This window comes from Iningainema tapete BLCC-T55 (assembly GCF_014698965.1).
Classification (GTDB): domain Bacteria; phylum Cyanobacteriota; class Cyanobacteriia; order Cyanobacteriales; family Nostocaceae; genus Iningainema; species Iningainema tapete.
Map to the genome: position 1 here is coordinate 97,422 of NZ_JACXAE010000064.1, position 21,337 is coordinate 118,758.

General features: G+C 41.3%; 20 protein-coding genes. 5 read left to right on the forward strand and 15 right to left on the reverse strand.

All coding sequences use genetic code 11. The features are described 5' to 3' along the window. Positions 1-73: 73 nt before the first annotated feature. Positions 74-2,275 (forward strand): NHLP family bacteriocin export ABC transporter peptidase/permease/ATPase subunit, encoded by a 2,202-nt coding sequence (locus tag ICL16_RS19315; protein WP_190830811.1) that lies wholly within the window; start codon positions 74-76, stop codon positions 2,273-2,275. Between the two features lie 69 nt (positions 2,276-2,344). Here ICL16_RS19315 and ICL16_RS19320 read toward each other — a convergent pair whose 3' ends face one another. The 9 genes from ICL16_RS19320 to ICL16_RS19360 form a co-directional block, all read right to left on the reverse strand. Beyond that, positions 2,345-2,830, reverse strand: a complete 486-nt coding sequence (locus ICL16_RS19320) for an aspartyl/asparaginyl beta-hydroxylase domain-containing protein (protein WP_190830813.1) — start codon at positions 2,828-2,830, stop codon at positions 2,345-2,347. A 36-nt stretch (positions 2,831-2,866) separates the two neighbouring features. Continuing rightward, positions 2,867-4,495 carry a tryptophan halogenase family protein gene (locus tag ICL16_RS19325; RefSeq protein ID WP_190830816.1) on the reverse strand — a complete coding sequence of 543 codons (1,629 nt, stop codon included), beginning with the start codon at positions 4,493-4,495 and terminating at the stop codon, positions 2,867-2,869. A gap of 91 nt (positions 4,496-4,586) precedes the next feature. Beyond that, positions 4,587-6,116, reverse strand: coding sequence for an FAD-binding oxidoreductase (locus ICL16_RS19330; RefSeq protein WP_190830818.1), 1,530 nt, complete (start codon positions 6,114-6,116; stop codon positions 4,587-4,589). Positions 6,117-6,376: 260 nt separating this feature from the next. Then, a complete protein-coding gene (locus ICL16_RS19335; RefSeq protein WP_190830820.1) occupies positions 6,377-6,844 on the reverse strand; it encodes a hypothetical protein in 468 nt (155 codons plus the stop codon). Positions 6,845-7,176: 332 nt separating this feature from the next. Further along, complete coding sequence (locus tag ICL16_RS19340) at positions 7,177-7,590, reverse strand: Nif11-like leader peptide family natural product precursor (protein ID WP_190830822.1); 414 nt, start codon at positions 7,588-7,590, stop codon at positions 7,177-7,179. A gap of 342 nt (positions 7,591-7,932) precedes the next feature. Next, the gene (locus ICL16_RS19345) at positions 7,933-8,376 is read right to left on the reverse strand and encodes a nitrogen fixation protein (protein ID WP_190830824.1); all 444 of its coding nucleotides are present in this window, start codon (positions 8,374-8,376) and stop codon (positions 7,933-7,935) included. Between the two features lie 81 nt (positions 8,377-8,457). Beyond that, entirely contained in the window at positions 8,458-8,682 is a 225-nt protein-coding gene (locus ICL16_RS19350) for a hypothetical protein (RefSeq protein WP_190830826.1), read from the reverse strand. A 5-nt stretch (positions 8,683-8,687) separates the two neighbouring features. Next, positions 8,688-9,593 carry a GNAT family N-acetyltransferase gene (locus tag ICL16_RS19355; protein WP_190830828.1) on the reverse strand — a complete coding sequence of 302 codons (906 nt, stop codon included), beginning with the start codon at positions 9,591-9,593 and terminating at the stop codon, positions 8,688-8,690. 45 nt (positions 9,594-9,638) lie between these two features. Beyond that, positions 9,639-10,829 (reverse strand): TerB family tellurite resistance protein, encoded by a 1,191-nt coding sequence (locus ICL16_RS19360; protein WP_190830830.1) that lies wholly within the window; start codon positions 10,827-10,829, stop codon positions 9,639-9,641. Positions 10,830-10,846: 17 nt separating this feature from the next. Here ICL16_RS19360 and ICL16_RS19365 point away from each other — a divergent pair, with 17 nt between their 5' ends. Further along, entirely contained in the window at positions 10,847-13,618 is a 2,772-nt protein-coding gene (locus ICL16_RS19365; protein ID WP_190830832.1) for an NHLP bacteriocin export ABC transporter permease/ATPase subunit, read from the forward strand. A gap of 76 nt (positions 13,619-13,694) precedes the next feature. Next, a complete protein-coding gene (locus tag ICL16_RS19370) occupies positions 13,695-14,822 on the forward strand; it encodes a hypothetical protein (RefSeq protein ID WP_190830834.1) in 1,128 nt (375 codons plus the stop codon). Between the two features lie 86 nt (positions 14,823-14,908). On the opposite strand, the gene ICL16_RS19375 is transcribed toward ICL16_RS19370, so the two are convergent. Next, complete coding sequence (locus tag ICL16_RS19375) at positions 14,909-16,201, reverse strand: dihydrolipoamide acetyltransferase family protein (protein ID WP_190830836.1); 1,293 nt, start codon at positions 16,199-16,201, stop codon at positions 14,909-14,911. Positions 16,202-16,468: 267 nt separating this feature from the next. Between ICL16_RS19375 and ICL16_RS19380 the strand changes: the two genes are divergently transcribed. Then, positions 16,469-16,960: a hypothetical protein gene (locus tag ICL16_RS19380; RefSeq protein ID WP_337907085.1), complete on the forward strand. Its 492-nt coding sequence runs from the start codon at positions 16,469-16,471 to the stop codon at positions 16,958-16,960. Positions 16,961-16,989: 29 nt separating this feature from the next. Here ICL16_RS19380 and ICL16_RS19385 read toward each other — a convergent pair whose 3' ends face one another. The 3 genes from ICL16_RS19385 to ICL16_RS19395 all read right to left on the reverse strand — a co-directional run bounded on the left by ICL16_RS19385 (position 16,990) and on the right by ICL16_RS19395 (position 19,882). Then, positions 16,990-17,445 carry a YlqD family protein gene (locus ICL16_RS19385; protein WP_190830840.1) on the reverse strand — a complete coding sequence of 152 codons (456 nt, stop codon included), beginning with the start codon at positions 17,443-17,445 and terminating at the stop codon, positions 16,990-16,992. Positions 17,446-17,481: 36 nt separating this feature from the next. Continuing rightward, positions 17,482-19,440 (reverse strand): AMP-dependent synthetase/ligase, encoded by a 1,959-nt coding sequence (locus ICL16_RS19390; RefSeq protein WP_190830842.1) that lies wholly within the window; start codon positions 19,438-19,440, stop codon positions 17,482-17,484. A 289-nt stretch (positions 19,441-19,729) separates the two neighbouring features. Further along, positions 19,730-19,882, reverse strand: coding sequence for a hypothetical protein (locus tag ICL16_RS19395; protein ID WP_190830844.1), 153 nt, complete (start codon positions 19,880-19,882; stop codon positions 19,730-19,732). 272 nt (positions 19,883-20,154) lie between these two features. Here ICL16_RS19395 and ICL16_RS19400 point away from each other — a divergent pair, with 272 nt between their 5' ends. Then, positions 20,155-20,298 carry a hypothetical protein gene (locus ICL16_RS19400; RefSeq protein ID WP_190830846.1) on the forward strand — a complete coding sequence of 48 codons (144 nt, stop codon included), beginning with the start codon at positions 20,155-20,157 and terminating at the stop codon, positions 20,296-20,298. 104 nt (positions 20,299-20,402) lie between these two features. Here the strand turns inward: ICL16_RS19400 and ICL16_RS19405 are convergent, their stop codons facing one another. Beyond that, positions 20,403-20,621, reverse strand: a complete 219-nt coding sequence (locus ICL16_RS19405) for a hypothetical protein (RefSeq protein WP_190830848.1) — start codon at positions 20,619-20,621, stop codon at positions 20,403-20,405. A gap of 90 nt (positions 20,622-20,711) precedes the next feature. Next, complete coding sequence (locus ICL16_RS19410; RefSeq protein WP_190830882.1) at positions 20,712-21,077, reverse strand: DUF4058 family protein; 366 nt, start codon at positions 21,075-21,077, stop codon at positions 20,712-20,714. Between the last annotated feature and the right edge of the window lie 260 nt (positions 21,078-21,337).

Here is a 21,337-nt window from a genome sequence, read left to right on the forward strand (position 1 = left end):
GCTCTTAACAATTAGCAATTAACAATTAGCAATTAACAGTTAACGATTAACAATCACTTTTAATTAATTGAAAATGACCAATACCAAATCTAAAACTCTCAAGCGAGTTAAAACTCCCACTCTCCTACAAATGGAAGCTGTAGAATGTGGTGCTGCATCTTTAGGAATTATTCTCGGTTACTACGGTCGTATAGTACCATTAGCAGAATTGCGGCGAGAATGTGGGGTATCCCGCGATGGTAGCAAAGCGTCTAACGTTCTCAAAGCTGCTCGACGCTACAATTTAGAAGCAAAAGGTTATAAAAAGCAGCTTGATAGTTTGCAAGAATTCAAACCACCATACATTGTTTTTTGGAATTTTAACCACTTTCTGGTAGTGGAAGGATTTACTAAAGAACGGGTTTTTTTAAACGACCCAGGTACAGGACCTCGCTCCGTATCTCTACAAGAATTTGATGAAGCTTACACAGGTGTTGTCTTAGTTTTTGAACCAGGGAAAGAGTTTAAAAAAGGAGGACGTAAACCCAATCTGCTCTTATCACTGATCGATAGGTTAAAAACTTCTACCGCAGCTCTTGCATACTGTTGTTTTGCTGGATTTTTGCTTGTAATTCCTGGTTTAGCAGTACCAGTATTTAATCAAATATTTATTGACTACATCATAGTAGAGCAAAAGTCTGAATGGCTACGTCCATTAATTCTAGCTATGGGTGTTACACTCTTGTTACAGGTATGTCTGACTTATTTGCAAAAACGCTACTTGCGGCAATTGCATATTAAATTATCTGTGGGAATGACAAGTAACTTTTTTTGGTACATACTCAGGTTACCAGTAGGTTTTTATGCCCAAAGATATGCAGGAGAAATTAGTAATCGCGTTCACATTAATGACAAGGTAGCTCATATACTTTCTGGAAAATTAGTCAGTACTGCTATCGATATAGTCATGCTAATTTTTTATGCAACTGTCATGTTTACCTATGACTGGATACTCACCATAATTGGCATTTTTTTTGCTGTTATCAATGTCATCACATTACAAATGGTATCACGTCACCGGGTAGACGCTAATATGAGATTAGCCCAAAATATGGGTAAAGTAGCAGGTACAGGAATTGCCGGATTACAAAGCATGGAAACTATCAAAGCTGGAGCTTTAGAATCAGATTTCTTTGCTCGTTGGGCTGGTTATTATGCTAAAGGAATTAACTCGTTACAAGAACTTGCTGTCACCAACCAAACTTTAGGCGTTTTACCACCGCTGTTGACTGCTTTAACTTCTATGTTAATTTTAGTTGTCGGTGGTTTGCGAGTGATGGATGGTCACATGAGTATAGGGATGCTGGTAGCATTTTCAAGCTTGATGGGTAGCTTTCAACATCCTGTCAATACTCTGATCGGTTTCGCTAGCACAATTCAAGAATTAGAAGGAGATATTAGTCGTGTAGATGATGTTTTAAACAATCCTATTGACCCTGAGTTAGAAAGGATTGACAAGGCAGATCCGAAATTGGTATTACCAACTACTGTTTGCCGTTGTCAAGGTCACGTAGAGTTAAAGAATGTCACCTTTGGCTACAGCAAGGTTGAAGCACCTTTAATTGAAAACTTTAGCTTGAGTCTTAAACCAGGACAAAGGGTTGCTTTTGTTGGTGGTAGTGGTTCTGGCAAATCTACTATCGCAAAAGTCATCACTGGATTGTATGAAGCTTGGTCAGGAGAAATTCTGTTTGATGGCAAATTAAGGTCAGAAATTCCCCGCTCAGTGTTAACTAATTCTCTGGCTGTGATCGAGCAAGATGTCTTACTTTTTGCTGGGACAGTGCGAGAAAATCTTACTTTATGGGATGCGACAATACCAGATGCCCAGTTAGTCAAAGCTTGTATGGATGCTGCTATTCATGATGTAGTTATGGCACTACCAGGTGGATATAACGGTCAATTAATGGAAGGAGCAGCAAATTTAAGCGGCGGTCAGCGCCAGCGCTTAGAAATTGCCCGTGCTTTGGTGACTAATCCATCAATTTTAATTATGGATGAAGCAACTAGCGCTTTGGACACAGAATCAGAGAAAATTATCGACCAAAATTTGCGCCGCCGGGGATGTACTTGCATTATTGTTGCTCACCGTTTAAGCACTATCAGAGACTGTGATGAAATTATCGTCATGGAACGAGGCAAGATAGTGCAACGTGGTACTCATGAGGAATTGTGGGATATGGGTGGTTACTATGCTCGATTGATTCGTGCGGAAGGACAAGCAATTGCTGCTTAACAAAAAAGGGTAGATGCGATCGCATTTACCCTTTTTTTTCAGTTGATAAATTTATGTCACCATTGCCAATTAGGGCTTTTTGAAGTCAATCAGCAACACTATTCTGGGAATAAAGCTGCGATTCCAAGCTTCATGCTCAACAGTATCATCAAAAATAAAGCACCTGCCTTCTATCCAGTTTCTCGTTTGATTACCCACCCGGATGCCACAGTTATCGGGTACAATTATACCCAAATGACAACGAAGTACAGTATTTGTATATCCCACATGAGGAACAATGTGAGTTCCAGGTGCTAGGGAAGAAAAACCTGCTGTAGTCATTCCAGGAATCGACTCTACTAATTTTGTGGTTTCTGGACACAAGCGGCAGTTATTCTCTAGTTTCTTCCCAAAAGCATACAAACCAAAAACATCCCAGCCTTGGTTATAGAGAAACTTTTCATGCCAAGAGATAAAATTATCTTTGCGCAGTTTTCCAGTTAACTCTTCTTTAATTAGTAGCCAGTTTGATTCCAGACTGGCTGTAAATTTAAAATTAGTATTTTCGTAAAACATTTGACTCTTCTGAGCAAAATCTGAGAATACTTTTGCTTAAGCCCGCACCAGCAAGCTTTCAGTTGCAGCCACAGAATTAGTCCCTGCCAACATCTTTAAATAATCAACATGACTGGGCAAGTTCCTTTTTAGCTGCGTTGCTTGGTTCCTGATATTCTCAAAAGCTTGTTCAGCAGCCCTGTCATCTTGATAATCTAATAAGGGTAAAGTAGCTTGAGGCACTGCTCCCAACCCCGCCAAAATACAAATATAGGAGTAATCGGGGAATAACCAACTGATTTTGGTGGGGTTGTTCGGCAACATTGCCTGCCAGAGTTCTATTTTTGCTTTTAAGGAGTCTGGAATCACTGGTTCATATTTATTGGCTCGCCAAAAGGGAGTATCTTCGCGTTTGCTGAGGCAATAGTGCATAACAATAAAGTCACGAATTTCCTCATACTGATCCCGCATGATGCAATTATAATTATCAATCACACTCGGGTGAAAGAGGCGATTGGGGAAATGATGTATTAGATGTTTTAGACCAGCCTCAATTAAATAGATGCCCGTAGATTCTAAAGGCTCAATAAACCCACTTGCTAAGCCAATACTAACACAGTTTTTTACCCACGTATTGCGAGTTCTGCCTATGCGCATTTTGATATATCTGGATTGGAGGCTCTGGGATTTTTCTCCTAAGTGCTTTAAAAATTCCATTTCGGCATCTGCTTGAGAGGTAAAGGCACTAGAGTAGACATAGCCAGTACCACTTCTGCTGACTAAAGGTATATTCCATGTCCAACCGGAACTCAGGGCGGTGGCGGTAGTGTAAGGATTGATACCCCCATGATTTTCATTGTATGGGTCTTGTGGGTCGTAGGAAACGGGTATGGCGATCGCGCGATCGCACCAGAGACAATCAGCAAAAGAAACGAATGGTTCTCCCAACGCCTGGTTAATTAGCAGTCCGCGAAATCCAGAACAATCAATGAATAACTCACCTGCAAGATTACCATGCTTTTCTGTAATTAGGTGATTAATAAATCCCTTTTCATCAAGTGACACATCTAAAACGTTATCAACGATGTGCCGTACTCCTTCTGTTTTTGCCTTTTCCTTCAAATAAGTAGCCAGCAGTCCCGCATCCAAGTGATAAGCATATTCAACTCGCCATGTATACTCTGAATCATGATTGAATTTAGGAGCCTTTTTCGCCTCACACAATTCAACGGCTTCAAAACAAGAGTAGTCAAAAGGTTCATGATTTCCCTGTAACTTGCGTTTCAGCCAATAGTGGGAAATGGGAACTCTTGTCCCTTTCGTAAAGTACCATTGACCAAAGGGATGCCAAAATACCTCTTGTCCTTGTAAGCCAGACCAATTGACAAATTTAATTGCCAACTTAAAGGTGGCGTTACACTTAGTCATCCACTCGGCTTCAGAAATTCCCAAAAAATTGAATGTTTCTAAGAGAGTGGGAATAGTTGCTTCCCCAACCCCCAGTGTGCCTATATCGGAGGATTCTATCAAAGTAATTTGACAAGAACCAGGTTGACTGCCATTTAAAGCTTTGTTGAGATAGTTAGCTGATAACCAACCAGCTGTTCCGCCACCGACAATAACAATGTTGTCAATTTGATGGGGATTGGATTTTTCCTGTTGTTTGGTAAATGATATGTTTTGCATACAATTATTTTGGATTGTTGGTAGAGACGCCCCGGCGGGACGTCTGTACAATATGCCCCAGCGGAGCGTCTGTACGTTGTTGTTGTAATGCCTAATCCAAGCCTTCCCAATCCCTTCTAAAGTCATAACGACCAGGAGCCAGGATATCATTTGGATCAAGTGTTTGCTTGAGCGATCGCATTAACATTCCATAATCATCTTGGGCAAGTGGGAGACTATTCATAGACTGAATACCCAAGCGGTAAGGGATATGTCCTGCTTGGATTAAAAGTTGCAGCAGGTGATCGTGACAGGACATCGCCCGTTCATCTTCACCAGGCACATCGCGGTCGAACATAATAGCGATAAACATCTGCACACTTCTGCCACAAGTGCAGTTCATCGCAATATTTGCCTCAAACTCATACTTGTTGACCGTTGCTTCAATTACTTGCACCGCTTGTGAAATCACTTGTCCATCAAAGGGAAAAACTGGACACAGCCAGATGACACCACAGTGATCGCGGTCGGGGTTCATTTGTTGAGGGATGGGAACCTTCTTTCGCCAATACGTGCTTTTGATATTTTGGTCGCTAGGAACTCCCAAACATATATTGTCTATGAGTAAGTCGCTGTGGCTATCTTGATCCATAAAAACCAGGTATTCAACCTGACCTGCCAAAGCTTCTTCAATTAACTTGCGTTCTGCTAAACCCTGTTCTCTACTGGCAGAATATAAACATCCAGTCCCAAACCAACGTTCAAACCCTTTCAATTCTTTCAAAGATAGGGGTGTTTTCCCGTCCATAATTTTCCAAGGATATCGCCCTTGTTTAGCCAGGAATTTATAGCTGTTCCAAAGGCTAAAACAGTTACTTTTGATGGTTTCTTGTAATACTAGGGACTGGAGTTTATCTATCAGGTTGTTCAAATGAGAGCCATCCTGAATCACACATTTAAATGTCTGGTAATACTTGGGCAGAGGCGTTAGCCATAGAGTCATTTGCGTGACAATACCCAGATTAGATTGGGTAAACAGACCATCAAGAGCAGGACCAACACCCCAACGATTAACAGCTTTAGCACTAGCATTGGCAAAGCGACCAAAGCCCGTATGAACGCATTCTCCTGTGGGCAATATCACCTCAAATCCACAAACATGGGCAGGTCGATTACCGTTGGGACCCATACCATCACCCCGTTCTAGGGTATTGCCAATCACACTAGCATCCGGAGAACCACCAATTACAGAGATAAATAACTTCGAGTTTTGTGTTCGCAGAAACTCATAAACCTGACGAAAAGTGACACCCGGCTCTACAGTGATGTAAGCAAGCTTTTCGTTGTAGTCTACGATCTGATTCAAGCGGCCCAAGTCTAGGATAGCACAGTTATCCTGCACAGGAACCCTTGAACCTAATCCCCAGTTCTTCCCACCACTAATAGGGTAGATGGGTGTTTTGTATTCATTGGCAATTTTGACGCACTCTTGTACAGAGTCTACATTTCCCGGACGCAGTACGGCAAGCACTCGCTGTTTTGTGGCAAAGGTTGCGCGATCGTAATCGGAGAGTGAGGCTGTGTCTGTTAGGAGATATTCGGAAGTGAGAACAGCCTGCCAAGCTTGTAGTAAACTTTTCAAGTTTTTTTACTCACAAGTAATAGAGATAACACAAACCTCATGCCAAGTTGCATTTAGTTTTAACGACTGAATGCAACTTGGCATGAAACCGCACGCTTGGAGACAACCTTGCAGATGTTCCTACACAATCACTACGATTATTCTTATCTGAACATGATTGCTTTACTGGTGCTGGGTATGGGAAAGGGCTGCGGGCAGGGTTGCTAAAAGTTTCAAAATCCCATACCCGCTCATATTGCACCGACTAATATGATACCGACTTACCAACCCGCATTTTGTATTTGATCTCCAATCCAACCGCCTGCTGAGGCACCGCCCATACTGCCAAGTACAGCGCCTCCAGCTGCTGCAGTCCCAAATGTGGGAGCGCCTGTTGCGAAACCACCCGCAACACCACCCAATACACCACCTACCGCAGCGCCAATATTTGAACCTTTCCCACCACCAGCAACGGCTTCCAACGCTTCGTCACTCAGCTCACCCTGTGCATTGGGATTCATCACTATGGTGATTTGTTCTAAGAGTTCTTCTTTGGTGAAATGATAGCCATATTTATCAGCAAGATTCACAACTAAAGCAGGATAATCAGTGTTCGCTGTTTGTAGTTGTTCAGCATTCATCGACATCAATTCATTCAAAGGAATACCAAGGGTTTCCTGTGCTTCTGCTTGTAATGCAGGATCTTGTGCTACTTTTTGACCAAATTGAGTTAAAGCTTCAACGCTCATTTTTAAATCCTTGTCATGGTAAATGTGCATTAATCAAAGAACTAGTTTGGAACAGTTTTATCAATCTTTTTAAGCTATGTATCCAAACTTGCTTAGTTTGATTAATTACAAATATACTCTGTATTTTTAGCAAAAATCAGCTGTTGAATTTACTGTTTTTTCCACTGAATAAAATCATTACTTATAAGTAAAATTACGTACTTTACCTAATTTTTTAAGTAAAAATACGTGCATTCAGAAAAAATGTTGTTTTAGATTACCATCTTTAATGGTAAAAGGGGGTAACTAAATTAATCACCCCCTTTTTTACAGGTATGAAAGGTATTATAGGATTACCAGCCACTATTAGACGTGGGTACTTTGGGCGCTGCCGTCATCCCAGCTACCGCCGGACCAATGGGGATTGCAGTGGGCTGGCTTCCTGATGTGGGCAGACCCGGTACACCGTTCTTAGCAGCACCACCAGCTACAGCTTCTAAAGCTTCGTCACTCAGTTCTCCCTGTGCATTGGGGTTCATTACAACCGTGATTTGTTCGAGGAGTTCTTTTTTGGTAAAGTGGTAGCCATATTTAGCAGCAAGATCCACCACCAGATCTGGATACTCAGTGTTCGCTGATTGTATTTGTTCAGCATTCATCGACATCAATTCACTTAAAGAAATACCAAGAGTTTCCTGTGCTTCTGCTTGTAATGCAGGTTCTTGTGCTACTTTTTGACCAAATTGAGTTAAAGCTTCAACGCTCATTTTTCTAATTCCTGTAAGGAGAAATATCGGAAAATCAAAGAATTATCCTGTTATGACACTTTTTGTAGTGTAAATTACTAATTATTTTGGTTTGTTAATTACAAATTAAACTAGTAATTGTGAAAAATATAAACTGTAGAATATACTGTTTTTCTGGCGTTTCAAATCAAGCGTTATAGGTAATATCCTCCATTTTTTTATTAAATCAACTTATATTTTTATTAGCGAAACAATGCTAAAAAGGGGTAACTAATTTAGTCACCCCTCTTTTTGTCGGGTATGATAGTGATTATTGGATAAACAACCCTATCTTCCAATATCAAGTAGAGTAGATACCGACAATTAGTGATCGACTGTAGGCGTTGTTACTTGGCGCATTAATTCAGAAGGGTTATAGTTGTCAGTCATAATCTGTGGGCAGCGCATACAAGCAGCTTTACCTTCTTGCTGCCACCAGCGACAATTTTGGCGAATACGACAGGGGGGAAGTTCTTCGACAACTGTAGGTAGCTGCTGCGTTATTCGTGTGGCGAGGCGACAATGAGTGCCATCGAAATGCAGACAACCATTGCCTACGCATGGGGATGCCATCCGAAAGACTTCTGTAGGCGTGACAGACGTACAGAGGCTGATGAGTTCATCAGTCACAGGCACTGTCTTATCTAAATAGTTTACACGGGGTTCGTCCACTGTGCCGGCAATTATTCCAAAAACTGTGCTATTTTCCGACTCTGATCGCGCACTAGGACAAAAGGGTGTAGTGGTTTGAGTAGTGGTGTTTTCCATGTCTCGTGAGTTAAAAGGAGGTAGTGGTGTTTTCCATGTCTCGTTGCCAAAATTTATAGCTTGATTAAAGAGTGTTTTAATTTATTTGCTTGGCAATGTTTGAGGTACATTAAATAAGTTTGCTAGGTTAAATTGACCACTTTTGATAGCCGTAATTTGTTCAGGAGATAAAGATGCTACAAACTTCTCTGATTTAAGAAGTTTTTCAAAGTGTTGCTCACGGAGTTTAGTAGCATTAGAAACTGACAAAGCAATCAGTTCATTCATCTCATTTTGGTTGTTGGTGCTATTAATTTCTTCTTCCATTATGGCTACACACCTAATCCCACAGTTACTAATAATGTTTTGTAAGCACCACGACTTTCTTCAACAGAGTTCATGTAAGGTGCCATTCGCTTTTGCACGAAATTTACCATGCCATCATGGATATATGGCACTGTCCAAATCCCTTTGGGAATCTTGGCGTCTATCTGCTTGTTAATCGCATTGACATACAGAGGAATAATTCGCCCCATTTTTTGCAGATCCCGACGAACAAAACTGCAACTATAGCGAATGGTGTCGGGTGCAAGGCGATGGGTGATTACCCAGCCAGCAACCTGTCCCTGATAACGCAATCCTACACTGTTAAGAGGTTCGCAGTCAGCTTCGTGATTGAAGGGAATCAAATCGGGAGGAATCCAGGGATTTGCTTGTTGTGTCTCCTTAATGGTGAGGCGTTCTTCTGGGGTAATTTCCATCCAGGGGAAAATGCTATAGGCATCTGGCAAGCTAGATTTTTGCATCCAGGGTGCATGGACTATTCTATCTGTGGTAGTTTTACAAACCACCATTCTCGGCTGGGGTTGTGTCCAACCACACTTTTGCAGCAGGCGTTCCCAGCCAATGGTTGTTGGTTGACCGGTAATGTAAGTTACTTGAAGTGTGATGCAACCGCGTACAAATAATTCCTGTTCTAAGCGGTTGAGTAGTTCAGAACCAATTAAGCGACGACGATGGTTAGCTACTACAAAAACAGAAAGCACTTCAGCAGATTTACCATCGGGGAGTATCTCAGCGAGAGCTAAACCAACTGGTTGACTCGAAAAAGAGGCGGCGATCGCCACAATCGCCCCTTCTGGTTGAAGCCTTTGCAAACGAGAACGAAATAATGGAAAGGTAAATTCTTGATAGGCTAAGGCTTGCAACGGATAATCGAGACGAGTGAAGCGATACATTTAGAGTTTCTCCAATCAATTAAATTACTTACAAGTTAGTTCATCTCAAAAACTTAAAACTTCCAGAGTATCGATGATGTATCTAGCCGCATCTACAAAATTCTCATCTATGTCTTGAAATTGATCGGGATGAATTAATAATTTTAATTTCTCAAAGGCTACAATATCTTCTATACCTTCACCACCAAAACCTGCTGACAAAACTGCTGCATATCTAGGTTCAATGCCTAAACAATTAGCAGTTTCTTGCAAATACTTTCTTTCTTCTGTTGATATCTCTCCATCTGCCGCCGACATTTCATAGCTAAAACTCATCATTAACATCTTTTCTGGTTCTGATAGAGATGCTGCCAGCTTTAACCATTCTTGCTGATTGCGATAGATATCACTTTGCGGGATGTTATTTAATAAAATTTCCATCATTTCCCGCACAGCATTGTTTTTTTGAGGAATTAAGCGTTTAATAGTTTTTGCTAGTAGTCGCTTTTCTTCTTCTTTTTGCATACCATCTGCCAGCATTACTCCCCAAGTAATTGTTAGCAACGCTGACAAGAAAACTACTACAGGTGTGAGCTCAATTTTACTGAGTTTTTTACCAGTAAGATGTGACAACAGTTCAACAGCTTCTAAGCTAACAAAACGTAAACCTAAATAATCAAATTTTTTCGGGTTGAGCAAGTTTTGTAACTCATTCCAAGTGACGATATCTTGGACACCTTTACCACTGTACCAATTTTCGAGAATTGCTATATGTCGAGAGTCAATTTTGAGAACGCTCGCAGTTGCTTTCAAATACTCGCTCTCACTCGAAGCTATTTCTCCATCGACAGATGACATTTCGTATGCAAAACTCATCAGTAACGTTCTTTCTGCCGTAGAAAGCGGCTTTACCAGCTTCAACCACTCTGACGGATTTTGATATATAGGGTTTTCTCGGATGCCATTGATGATTAGTTGAATTAACACAGGTACATCACCTTTTGTAGGAACTAATTGCTCAATGGTTTTTTCTAACAACTCTGCCTCAGATGCTGCAACATTACCATCAGCATACATTACGCCTAGAGTCATCGTGACTAAGGCGGCTAAAAAAGTCACGCCAGGAGTAATATCTGCTTGATTAAGTTGACGTTTAGTCAGTTTTGATAACAACTCTACTGCGTCATCATCAAGTTTAATATCTCTGAGACGGACTGACGATTTCAAATCTGCGGAACTAGCTAATACTGTGTTCATAAATCCAACTACTAAAGATGAATAAAAAAGCTGAAGTACTCGAACTCAATGTTGTCCTTAAAGCAAATCAACCTTTACTTCTGGATGATCCTTCCATCGCTTGGATGATTGAATCGGGAGTGGTAGGGCTGTTTGCGGTTATGATTGAAGATGGCGTTCCTGTGAGCGAACGCCGTTACCTGTTTAGTGTCAGTGCAGGAGAGGCATTGTTTGGTTTCGATCCTGTAGCGGTTAACTTGATAGTTACATCAAGCATAGAGAGTAATCATCCCAAAAATTACGGAATATTAGCAGTACCGCTTGAAGAAGCCAATTTAAGTAAAATTACGCAAGCTACTTTTGAAGAGTGGGAAATTAATAATCATGGTCAATTGGTAACAAAGCCTATCGGCTCAGAATTTATCGTTTTAGCACAAATCTGGATTGAAAAATTCTCGATCTTTCCTAGTGTTGTCAATCCTTCAACACTTTTAGACACTTCAGCTTTATACACTTGGGAAACTTTGTTGGAAAAGCTGCACCAACTTTTCCAAGATTTTCTCAGTTATCTAATTCAAATAGAACAACAAGAATACGAGGAAAATCTTACTCAATTTCAAGCTAGAGAAAAACTCAATCGTCAGGTAACTACTGGAGCATTAGGAGAACTTGCCTCCATCCTCAAACCGAAGACAGGAAATTTTTTTGAGGATGGGACAGATTTACTCATAGCGGCTGGTGCAGTGGGACGTGCTTTAGGAATCCCGATCCGACCTCCAGCACATTCAGAAGACCTTACACGTGTGAAAGAACCCATTGATTTAATCGCAAGGGCTTCCCGTGTTCGCACTCGTCGCGTTATTCTCACTCCTGGTTGGTGGGAAAAAGAATCTGGACCCTTAGTAGCCTACGTTAGTAGTGATAAGCGTCCTGTAGCACTTCTACCTGTGGGTAGTAATAAATACGAGATATTCGACCCAGCAGACCGCAAGCGAACTCCTGCACCAGAGTTTCTTCAGAAACAAGAATTAGAGCCAGTCGCTTATATGTTTTATCGGTCTTTTCCCGATAAATATTTGAAAGCATTAGATGTTATTCAATTTGCAATTAGAGGTCGGCTCAAAGATATAATCGTGGTGCTTTTAGCCGGAGTTGCTAGTAGTTTGTTAGGTATGCTAACTCCTCAAGCTACGGGCATTCTCATCGATAAAGCTATCCCCGATGCAGATAGGGGATTATTAATGCAAATTGGGTTAGGTTTGTTAGCAGCTAGTTTTGGTACGGCTGTATTTCAACTCACACAAAGTTTTGCTTCATTAAGGTTAGAAACAAGTGCTGATGCAAGTACTCAAGCTGCTATTTGGGATAGATTATTAAGCCTGAGAATGTCATTTTTTCGAGCATATTCTACAGGCGATCTCCAATCTAGAGTATCGGCAATTACTCAGATGCGTCAGCACTTAAGCAGTAGTACTTTGCAAACTATCTTTACTAGCTTTTTCTCTTTACTCAATTTGGCTTTATTGTTTTTCTACAATGCCCAATTAGCTTTAGTAGCAGTAGCAGTAGCAGTGGTAGTAATGGTTGTTACTATCATCTCTGGGATGCTGACTCGTAAAAAAATGCGTCCTCTGCAAGAACAAACTGGGGAAATATCGGGCTTGATGGTTCAACTGATCAGCGGCGTTTCTAAACTCAGAATCGCAGGGGCAGAAAATCGCGCTTTTGCTTACTGGGCAAAAAAGTATAGTAAACAACTGAAACTCATGTTGAGTACGCAGCTGATCGAAGATTTAGTTGGCATATTTAATCTCATGTTGCCAACAGTTGCTTCGATGATTATTTTTACCTTATCAATTAACTTAATGGCACAGGGAAATTCACCCAACTCAGGAGGAGCCGCATCTTCGTTAACAGCTGGAAGTTTTCTAGCTTTTAATTCTGCTTTTGGAACCTTTATCGGTGGAGCTACAAGTTTAAGTAATACCGTTCTTAGTGTTTTAGAAGTAGTAGTTTTATGGGAACGTGCCAAACCAATTCTTGAAGCTACACCTGAAGTTGATTTAACCAAAGCAGATCCGGGTAGACTGAGTGGCAAATTGGAGTTAGAACACGTATCTTTTCGCTATCGACAAGATGGTCCACTGAATCTGGATGATGTGTGTATTAAGGCAGAACCAGGAGAATTCATCGCTTTTGTCGGACCCAGCGGTAGCGGCAAATCTACTACCATCCGCTTGTTGTTGGGATTTGACACACCGGAAGTGGGAACAGTTTATTATGACGGTCAAGATTTGTCTGGACTAGACATCTCAGCGGTGCGTCGCCAGTTAGGTGTAGTGCTACAAAACGGTCGGATTAATAGTGCTTCGATATTTGAGAATATCTGTAGCGGTGCTTTGGTGACGATGGATGAAGCTTGGGAAGCAGCACGTATGGCTGGGTTTGCCGAAGATATCGAAGGGATGCCAATGGGGATGCACACCGTAATTTCCGAAGGTGGCACCAACCTATCTGGAGGACAACGCCAGCGCTTGTTAATTGCCCGTTCTCTGGTGTTGAAACCGAAAATATTAATTTTTGATGAAGCTACTAGTGCTTTAGATAACCGCACTCAAGCAATTGTCAGTGAAAGTTTGGATCGTTTGCGGGTGACGCGAATAGTAATTGCCCACCGTCTCAGTACAATTCGCAATGCCGATCGCATTTATGTAATTGAAGCAGGTAGAGTTGTGCAACAAGGAACTTACGATGAGCTAGCGCAACAAGAAGGGCTATTCGCCAAGCTGATGGCAAGACAAATGGCTTAGTTGTGTGATTTTAATTGCCACAATGGGAATACTAGATTGTCTCCATTATTGGCAATGCCGCAATAGGAATGATTTAATGCCAGTCCAAGCTTCTAGTGACAAAGTGAATTGGGCAAAACACTGCTGTTTACAAGCCCTGATTGAATTAGGCACACGCGCCTTACATCAACCGATGACAATTATTTGTCAACCACCTCCCCCAGATCGACAGTTTTCTTGTGGTAACTTAGTGCCGTTAGGATTCCTGTTGAGAGCTTTGAATGCTTCGTTACCTTACACTAAAAAAATAGAAGAATTACGCGCCTCATTAAATCATCACCTACTTGCGGCACGACAAGGTCAGCTTTGGGCTTTTCATAGTGTTCACCCGATTACTTGCACAGATTCAGTCTTGGTTTTACAAGGGTTGTTAGGTACTCAATCAGACTTGCAACTTAAAGCATCGGTAGCTGCTTTAGAAATTTTTGCCGACTTTCAAGGCGGCTACCATCCTCAACCTTTGTTACATCAGCAACACAGTAAAAATCAGCGTCACTTACGTCAATCAGATTATGCAACTACATGTTTAGTCAAATGGTTAAGAAAAGAGGTAGGATTTACACAAACTACTTCTGTTAGCTATTTAGCTACAGATTTTGAAAATCGCTCCAGCTTGTATTTTGCCAATCCATATTTTGTAGATTGGGCATTGGCAATGGCTATAAGTCAAGACGAATCGGCATTTGATTTGCGTGCGAAACTCCGACGAGAAATTCTTGCTAGTCTCAATGATGACTACTCTTTTGGTTTGTATAATGTGGCGTTATCTACAGCTTTGGCAATTCTGAGTTTAGCAGCTTTAGGCGATCGCTCTCATATACTCAGACTTGCCCAACTGAGACTGCTGGAATTTATGCAACCGCAAGGAACCTTCCCCGAAGCAATTCCATTTTATTCCAGCTTATCCACTGATGATAGTACAGACCCCATGCAAATGTGTTTGAGTGAGTATTTTGTTCAAGCAAAAGGCGAAAACTTTGCAATTTCTTACTACATTGACAAACACAGCATGATTACTACAGCTTTAGCTTATTTAGCTTTATCAGAATCTTCGCCAGAAAAACTTACTCCAGAAATTATCAAAGACACAGAAACACACCCGCGTTATTGCTGTCGCAGTCATGGGGAGTACATTGCCAAATTTGCTTTACCCCCCTATGTTTGAACCCCTCCCAAACCCTCCCCTTGTAAGGGGAGGGCTGGGTGGGGTAACCCTCCCCTTGTAAGGGGAGGGCTGGGTGGGGTTATCTATTACATAGTCAAAGAAGAGGCATTAGTTTCAATCAACTTTGCCAAATCTTGCAAGAAAGCTGCAGCATGAGCACCATAGATAATCCGGTGATCGCAGGTAATATTTACCTGCATTTGTTGCTTGACGCCAAACATACCGTCAGCGGTTGCTACTACTTGGGGACGGGATGCACCAACAGCAAGAATTCCACCTTGTCCGGGTGGTAAAATTGCATCAAATTTATCCACACCAAACATGCCCAAGTTTGATACTGTAAATGTACCGCTACTGTATTCGTCTGGTTGTAATTGTTTGGCTCTAGCACGCTCTACTAAAGACTTCCAATTACGGGATAGAGAATAAATGTCTAGCTTGTCGGCGTTTTGCAGAACTGGTGTAATCAAGCCACCATCATCCATTGCTACCGCTACAGCTATGTTAATACTGTCATGATAGACAATGCCCTGTTCTGAGTAGCTAGCATTTACAAGTGGATGTTTTTGTAATGTCATCGCTACGGCTTTTGCTAGTAGCGCTGTCATGGTTACACCTTTAGATTTAATCTGCTTGTAAAGTTTGTCTAGTTCGTCAGTGGTAATTGTGTACCCTACACGGAAGACTGGTACAGATAGGGTAGCAACCATAGTTCTTACCACAGCATTTTGTAAAGTGGTAAGGGGTACGGTTTTACCAGCAACAGCTGCTACGGGTGTAGGTGCGGGTGTAGGTGCGGGTGTGGAGACGTTCCGACGGGGCGTCTCTACAGGTGTTGGAACGGGGGTGGGTTGTTTGGTAGTTTGAGTTGTTTCTATGTCTTCGGCGATAATCCTACCGTAAGGTCCACTACCAGAGACGCTATTTAAATCTACTTTCAATTCCTTAGCCAATTTACGGGCGCGGGGAGAAGCAATGATTCTGCCATTTTCCCGCGTAGAACCGTTTTGCGACTCAGTTGTAGTTGTAGTTGTGGTCGTATCTGCTATCTGTCCTACGGGGGTTGTGGTTGGAGTAGTGGTTGTGGTAATGATGCCAGATGATTGAGATTGGGTAGCGGCTGTTTCGATTTCAGCTTCTGTTTCTGCTAAGAGTGCGATCGCTGCACCGACAGGAGCATTTTCTCCGGCAGGAACGATGATGTGGGCAAGATAACCTTCATAGAAGGATTCCACATCCATATCTGCTTTGTCTGACTCAACAACCACCACTGTTTCGCCTTTTTCCACTTTGTCACCGGGAGATTTTACCCAAGAGACAATTTTACCTTCGGTCATGGTGGAACTTAGCGCCGGCATAAATACTTCGTAAAGGCTCATATGGTGGTTTCTGAATCAATGGACGAGTTTTGCATTTGAACACAGAGCGTGCCAAATCGAATTGTATCTTGACAACAGATGTGAGGAACCATTTTCAGACCGATAAGTCTAATATTTTGTATTTCTCCAAGTTTGGTAACAAATCCGAATATTTACTCGAAAGCTAGAAGAGCAAGGGTGTCACCTCAATCTAAAATGCAAAGTTGATATTTAATTTTGAAATTACTATTAAATTTTATGTCGGCACAGTGGAAATGGTTGTTCATTATGATACTCAGTATCTTTGCTACCGCAGCCACGGTCGTTTACCTCTGTGAGCATCAACCCTCCAAAGATATCAGCGGTGTTGATAGTCCACAACCCCAGCAATTATCTGCTACAGAGCCAGCAGAAGAAAACCAATGGAGAGCTAAGTATAAACCTATTCCTTTAGATCAGCTTAACTCGGCTTCTGGTAGCGATCCGGCGAACCTAGCTCTCAACGCTTTGGACGAGACAGAATCTATTGGAGTAGCTCGAATGGTAGAAGTAAATTATCCCCAACCAAATCAGGCAATGGTCACAATTACGCAAAGGATACCAAAGAAAAATTCTCTGCGTGCAGTTAAATATCGAGTGGAAATGACAACTTTTGGACGATCGCTGTTAGTTAGTTCACCGCGTGTATGGCGGATTATTTGGGCTGGCTCCCTGGTGCAATGTTCACCTGAAAGCAGCCCGAATGAAAGTCAGAAGGGAAAAGTCAAGTGTGAAAGCTAAACTTTACCCTTCAAATGAGATTCAATTAATTAGATATCACCGCGAATTTCTTCGACAATGCCATCGCGTAGCACAACTTCAACCTGTAATTTACTAATCAAGTTATCACCAGGTTCCACCCGGAAAAACCCTTCGACTTGGAATTGGTTAACTTCTTGATCTAACTCAAGAAATTGCACTTGTTGAAGATTTTGCAAACTTTGATTTTTTTGTTCTAGAAGTTCACTTTTCTTTTGGGTAACTTGGGCTTGAACATTATCAATTTGTTGCAGAGTCTGAGGACCTGGGGGTTGTAGACTCTGCTTTTGAATTTCTGAGATCGCTCTTTGCCCTTGGGTGTCGAGCTGTTGTAGTTGCTGATCTAATTGATAAATTTGACTTTGCAGTTGCTGTTGCACTTCCTCCTTCCAAAGGGGGGTAACAATAGCTTTAACGTTAACAACTCGTTTGAGAAGTAGTTGTTGCGATGATTTGGAGACATCCATAAATGCTTCACGTTCACTCTATAGTTTGTCGGTCAATTAGGAAAACATCCCGTCAATAATATCGTGATAGCGTTCCATCACGACATGACGTTTAATTTTCAGCGTTTGAGTCATCAAGCCATTTTCAATGGAAAACGGCTCTAGAATCAATTTGAATGGACCAATGCGGTCATCCGGTCGATAACCAGGACGATTTTGCACTTCTCGATTCAATTCTTGCCGAATTAAATCCTGAATCATTTTACTCTCTAGGTCAACATCAGTTTTAACTTCCCCCTCCTCCTGTCTGTTGTCTCCTGACTCCTGTCTCCATTTCTCTAAAGCTTCAATATTAGGAACAATCAATGCACCAAGACTGCGCTGATCTTGCCCGACAAGCATAATTTGGTCAATATATGGCGATCGCAAACACGCATCTTCAATGGGAGTCGGTTCGATATTTTCCCCATTACTTAGTACAATCGTATCCTTCGCTCGTCCGGTTAATACCAAATCATTTTGTGGTGTCACCCAGCCCAAATCACCGCTATCAAACCAACCCTCTGCATCAATTGCCTTCGCCGTTGCTTCAGGATTTTGGTAATAGCCTTGCATAACTTGTGGTCCCCGCAGCAGCACCAAACCCCTTTCACCAGTGGATAGCACTTTACGAGTCTCTTGATCTACTATTTTATGTTCTGTACCTGGTATTGGTTGCCCAGAAGATCCACGTAAATTGTGCCAAGGGCGACGTGCATGAGTGACAGGAGCAGTTTCTGTCAAGCCATAGCCTTGCAAAATTTCCACACCAATAATCTCAAAAAACTCATCTATGTGCTTGGGTAGCGCACCACCACCGCTAATCATCTGCTTAATTCTTCCTCCTGTTGCTTCTTGCACTTTGCCGTAAACCAGTTTTTCTCCTAAAGCATGGAGGGGGAATAGAGCAGTTGCTTGTATACTAGCTGCTAATTTCTCGCCAAATGAAGGATTAAGATTTTCTAAACTTAATCCTTGGGCAATCCGCCCTGCTTTAATGTACTTCTGACTGTTACTGAGTAAAAAGTTGATTAACCGCTGCTTAGAAGCTGGTTGTTCGCGAAATTGCTTGTTAATTCCTTCATAAATTGATTCAAATAAACGCGGTACAGCCACCATGTAACTAGGTTTAAATTCTTTTAAATCGCGTTTAATTGAGCGCAAATTGGTGTATATTTGAGTACAAGCTTGAGAAAGTAAGAAATACTCACAACTGCGTTCATAACTATGCCAACTGGGCAAAATCGACAGAGCAGTATCTCCAGGTTGAGGTTGTACTATAGTTCCCAAAGCAAGCACTTGATGCAGCAAATTACCATGAGTTAGCATCACGCCTTTGGGTTTTCCCGTAGTACCAGAGGTATAAATTAATGTTGCTAAAGTGTTGCGGTTTTGGTTTACTTGTTCTAGAGTATGCTTTGACCCAATTTCGAGCAACTGGGTAAAATTCACTGTCTTCAAGCTTGAGTCTGTGGGTGGTGCTTCATCAGAAAGCACAATTACCAATTGAATTGGTAAATCATTAAGTCTTTCGCTTAACTTCTTGAATGTTTTTAAATCTTCAACTACTAGCGCAGTACTGCCACTATTTGCCAAAATAAACAGTAACTCTTCGCGTTCTGCTTGCGAACTACGTACTGCATCAACTGCCCCAGCCATCATAATACCCTGGTCGGCAATCAGCCAACGGGGTGAGTTGTCAGAAATTAAGGATACGCGCGAGCCTGCTTTGACACCCAACGCCTGTAAACCAGCAGCAAATCTTTGAATCTGTGCAAATAATTGCGTATAATTAATTACTACTTCTGGTTGGCTATGCGGGTTTCGTAGGGCGACGACATTACCACATCTTTTTGCGACTAAAGACCAAATTTCCGGTAGCGACTGGACATGTGAGTAATCTGCCAAACGCTTTAATTCGGCAACGTCTCTATCTGAAATTTTAGATACTAAAGAAGAACCAGGTGTTTGCGACATAACACATCGCTCCAAATAAATAAGTTATTTCTCCAGCATATTCTGCTATCTACCTAAATTGGCTAATCTCAATAGACACAATCGCATCTGTCTATAGCAAAGTTGAAAATTTTGAGTATGTATTTAGAAAAATTTATGTTATATTGAATTTATATAAAGCCCAAGCAATACCTAACTTTGCTGGGGATTATTTCTATGGAATCTAAGCATAAACGGGTTTAACTCTGCACCATCTTGTTATTTTAGCTACATAGTGTATTCAAATTGGTTTCTGTGTAGACACTCGTTTTCATATGAGGTGATTACCTGTGGATGTAAACACTGCTTTATTGGTGACTGTAGTCAACATTTTAGCTTGCCTTACTTTCCCTTGGCTCTTATCTGTGATTCTTGCTCCTAAAACTAAGCGCATCACTTTGCATAAAGCAAAATCTAAACTCACGAGCTTTCCTTATTGTATGTCTTACTCCTTGACAGAAAGTCAATTTTGTAAATTCCGCCCTAACTTCTGCGATAAATGTTCCCCCAATTAATGGAATGAGCAATTGGAGCCAATTTCATGTACAGACGTTCCGCCGGAACGTCTGTACGGCTTTGCTTCAACCTAACTTATGGTAACTAGAAGGAATTCAAAACCATAGTGTTGATCAATTGTGTGCATTTTGTTTCACACTAAGGAATATAAGAATTCAATTTAAATATGGAGGTTTATCTATGAATTTAATAGACGGAGTACTATTAACCCTAGTTAACGCTATTGCTTGTCTTGCTTTTCCCAAGCTTCTGTCTGTTATTCTGGCAGCCAAAAACAAAGACTCTGCACCAGTGCCAATTACCATACCAACGCAAAAAGTGTAAATGGTTAATAGCTAATAGCTAATTGTTCGTTGCCATTAACCATTAACAATTAGCTATTAGCAGCCCAAACAAATATGCTTAGTTAAAAATGTAACCATTCAGCATTATTTATCTCCCTTTAAGAGCTGCTGGAGAGTTTGAGGTAAATTGTTGATTTCTTGTACAAGGTCTTGGGGTTGGAAGCCAAAAAACATTAAGATAACAACGATAACAGCAATAGCTACTGCTGTACTAATAGCAGTTTTTAACAGACTGAGCAAAGCCCTGAATATTATCCAAGCGACAATCAATGCAGCAATGAGAAGAATAAGATTAGTTGGCATATTAAGAAAAACTACTTAACAGTTGTACAATTGAAAGCTTGGGGGTTAGAGAGTGCCTCACTAGTATTAGCTAATAGCACCATACGTCCATTAGAAGTGAAAAGCAACTGTTTCGCCTCCAAGATGGGATGGACAACGCTCGTACTGACTTACTACAATTCGATAGTCACCTATGGAGTCAAATCCCTTCATTGCCATTGGTTCATCGCGTCGAAGCAAGTCTATTTCTACTAAATGAGACATACTCCCTAAAATCTGCTGACGTTTCTCTTCATAAGATAAGCGCCCCTTCCCTTTCCGTTTATTCTTAGGAGATAAAACCTCAATCACTGTAATCACAGCATCTGTTCCGGCTTCTCTCACGGACATGTATCGCTCTGTTACTTCCACTGGCATTGGCAAAGTGATTTGCTGAGGGCGAGATTGGATTGTAACAACAGTTAGTTTTGGGTTAATTTTGTCAGAAGATTGCCTATTTGTATAATCTAGTTACCTCTATTTAACAAACTATGCAACTGCAAGAGTATTTTGATTTCCTTGCTCAATCACTATATTCGTCTTAAAGATACTAGGGTAGACATTGAAACCATCCTATATGATTTCATTTGACATGCTCCTGATGATATACTCTCCTAACAACAATACCTTCGCCAAAAAAAGAGTATGAAGAGAGAGGGCGCTTTGTAGTATAGTTGTTATCTTCCCAAACAACAACT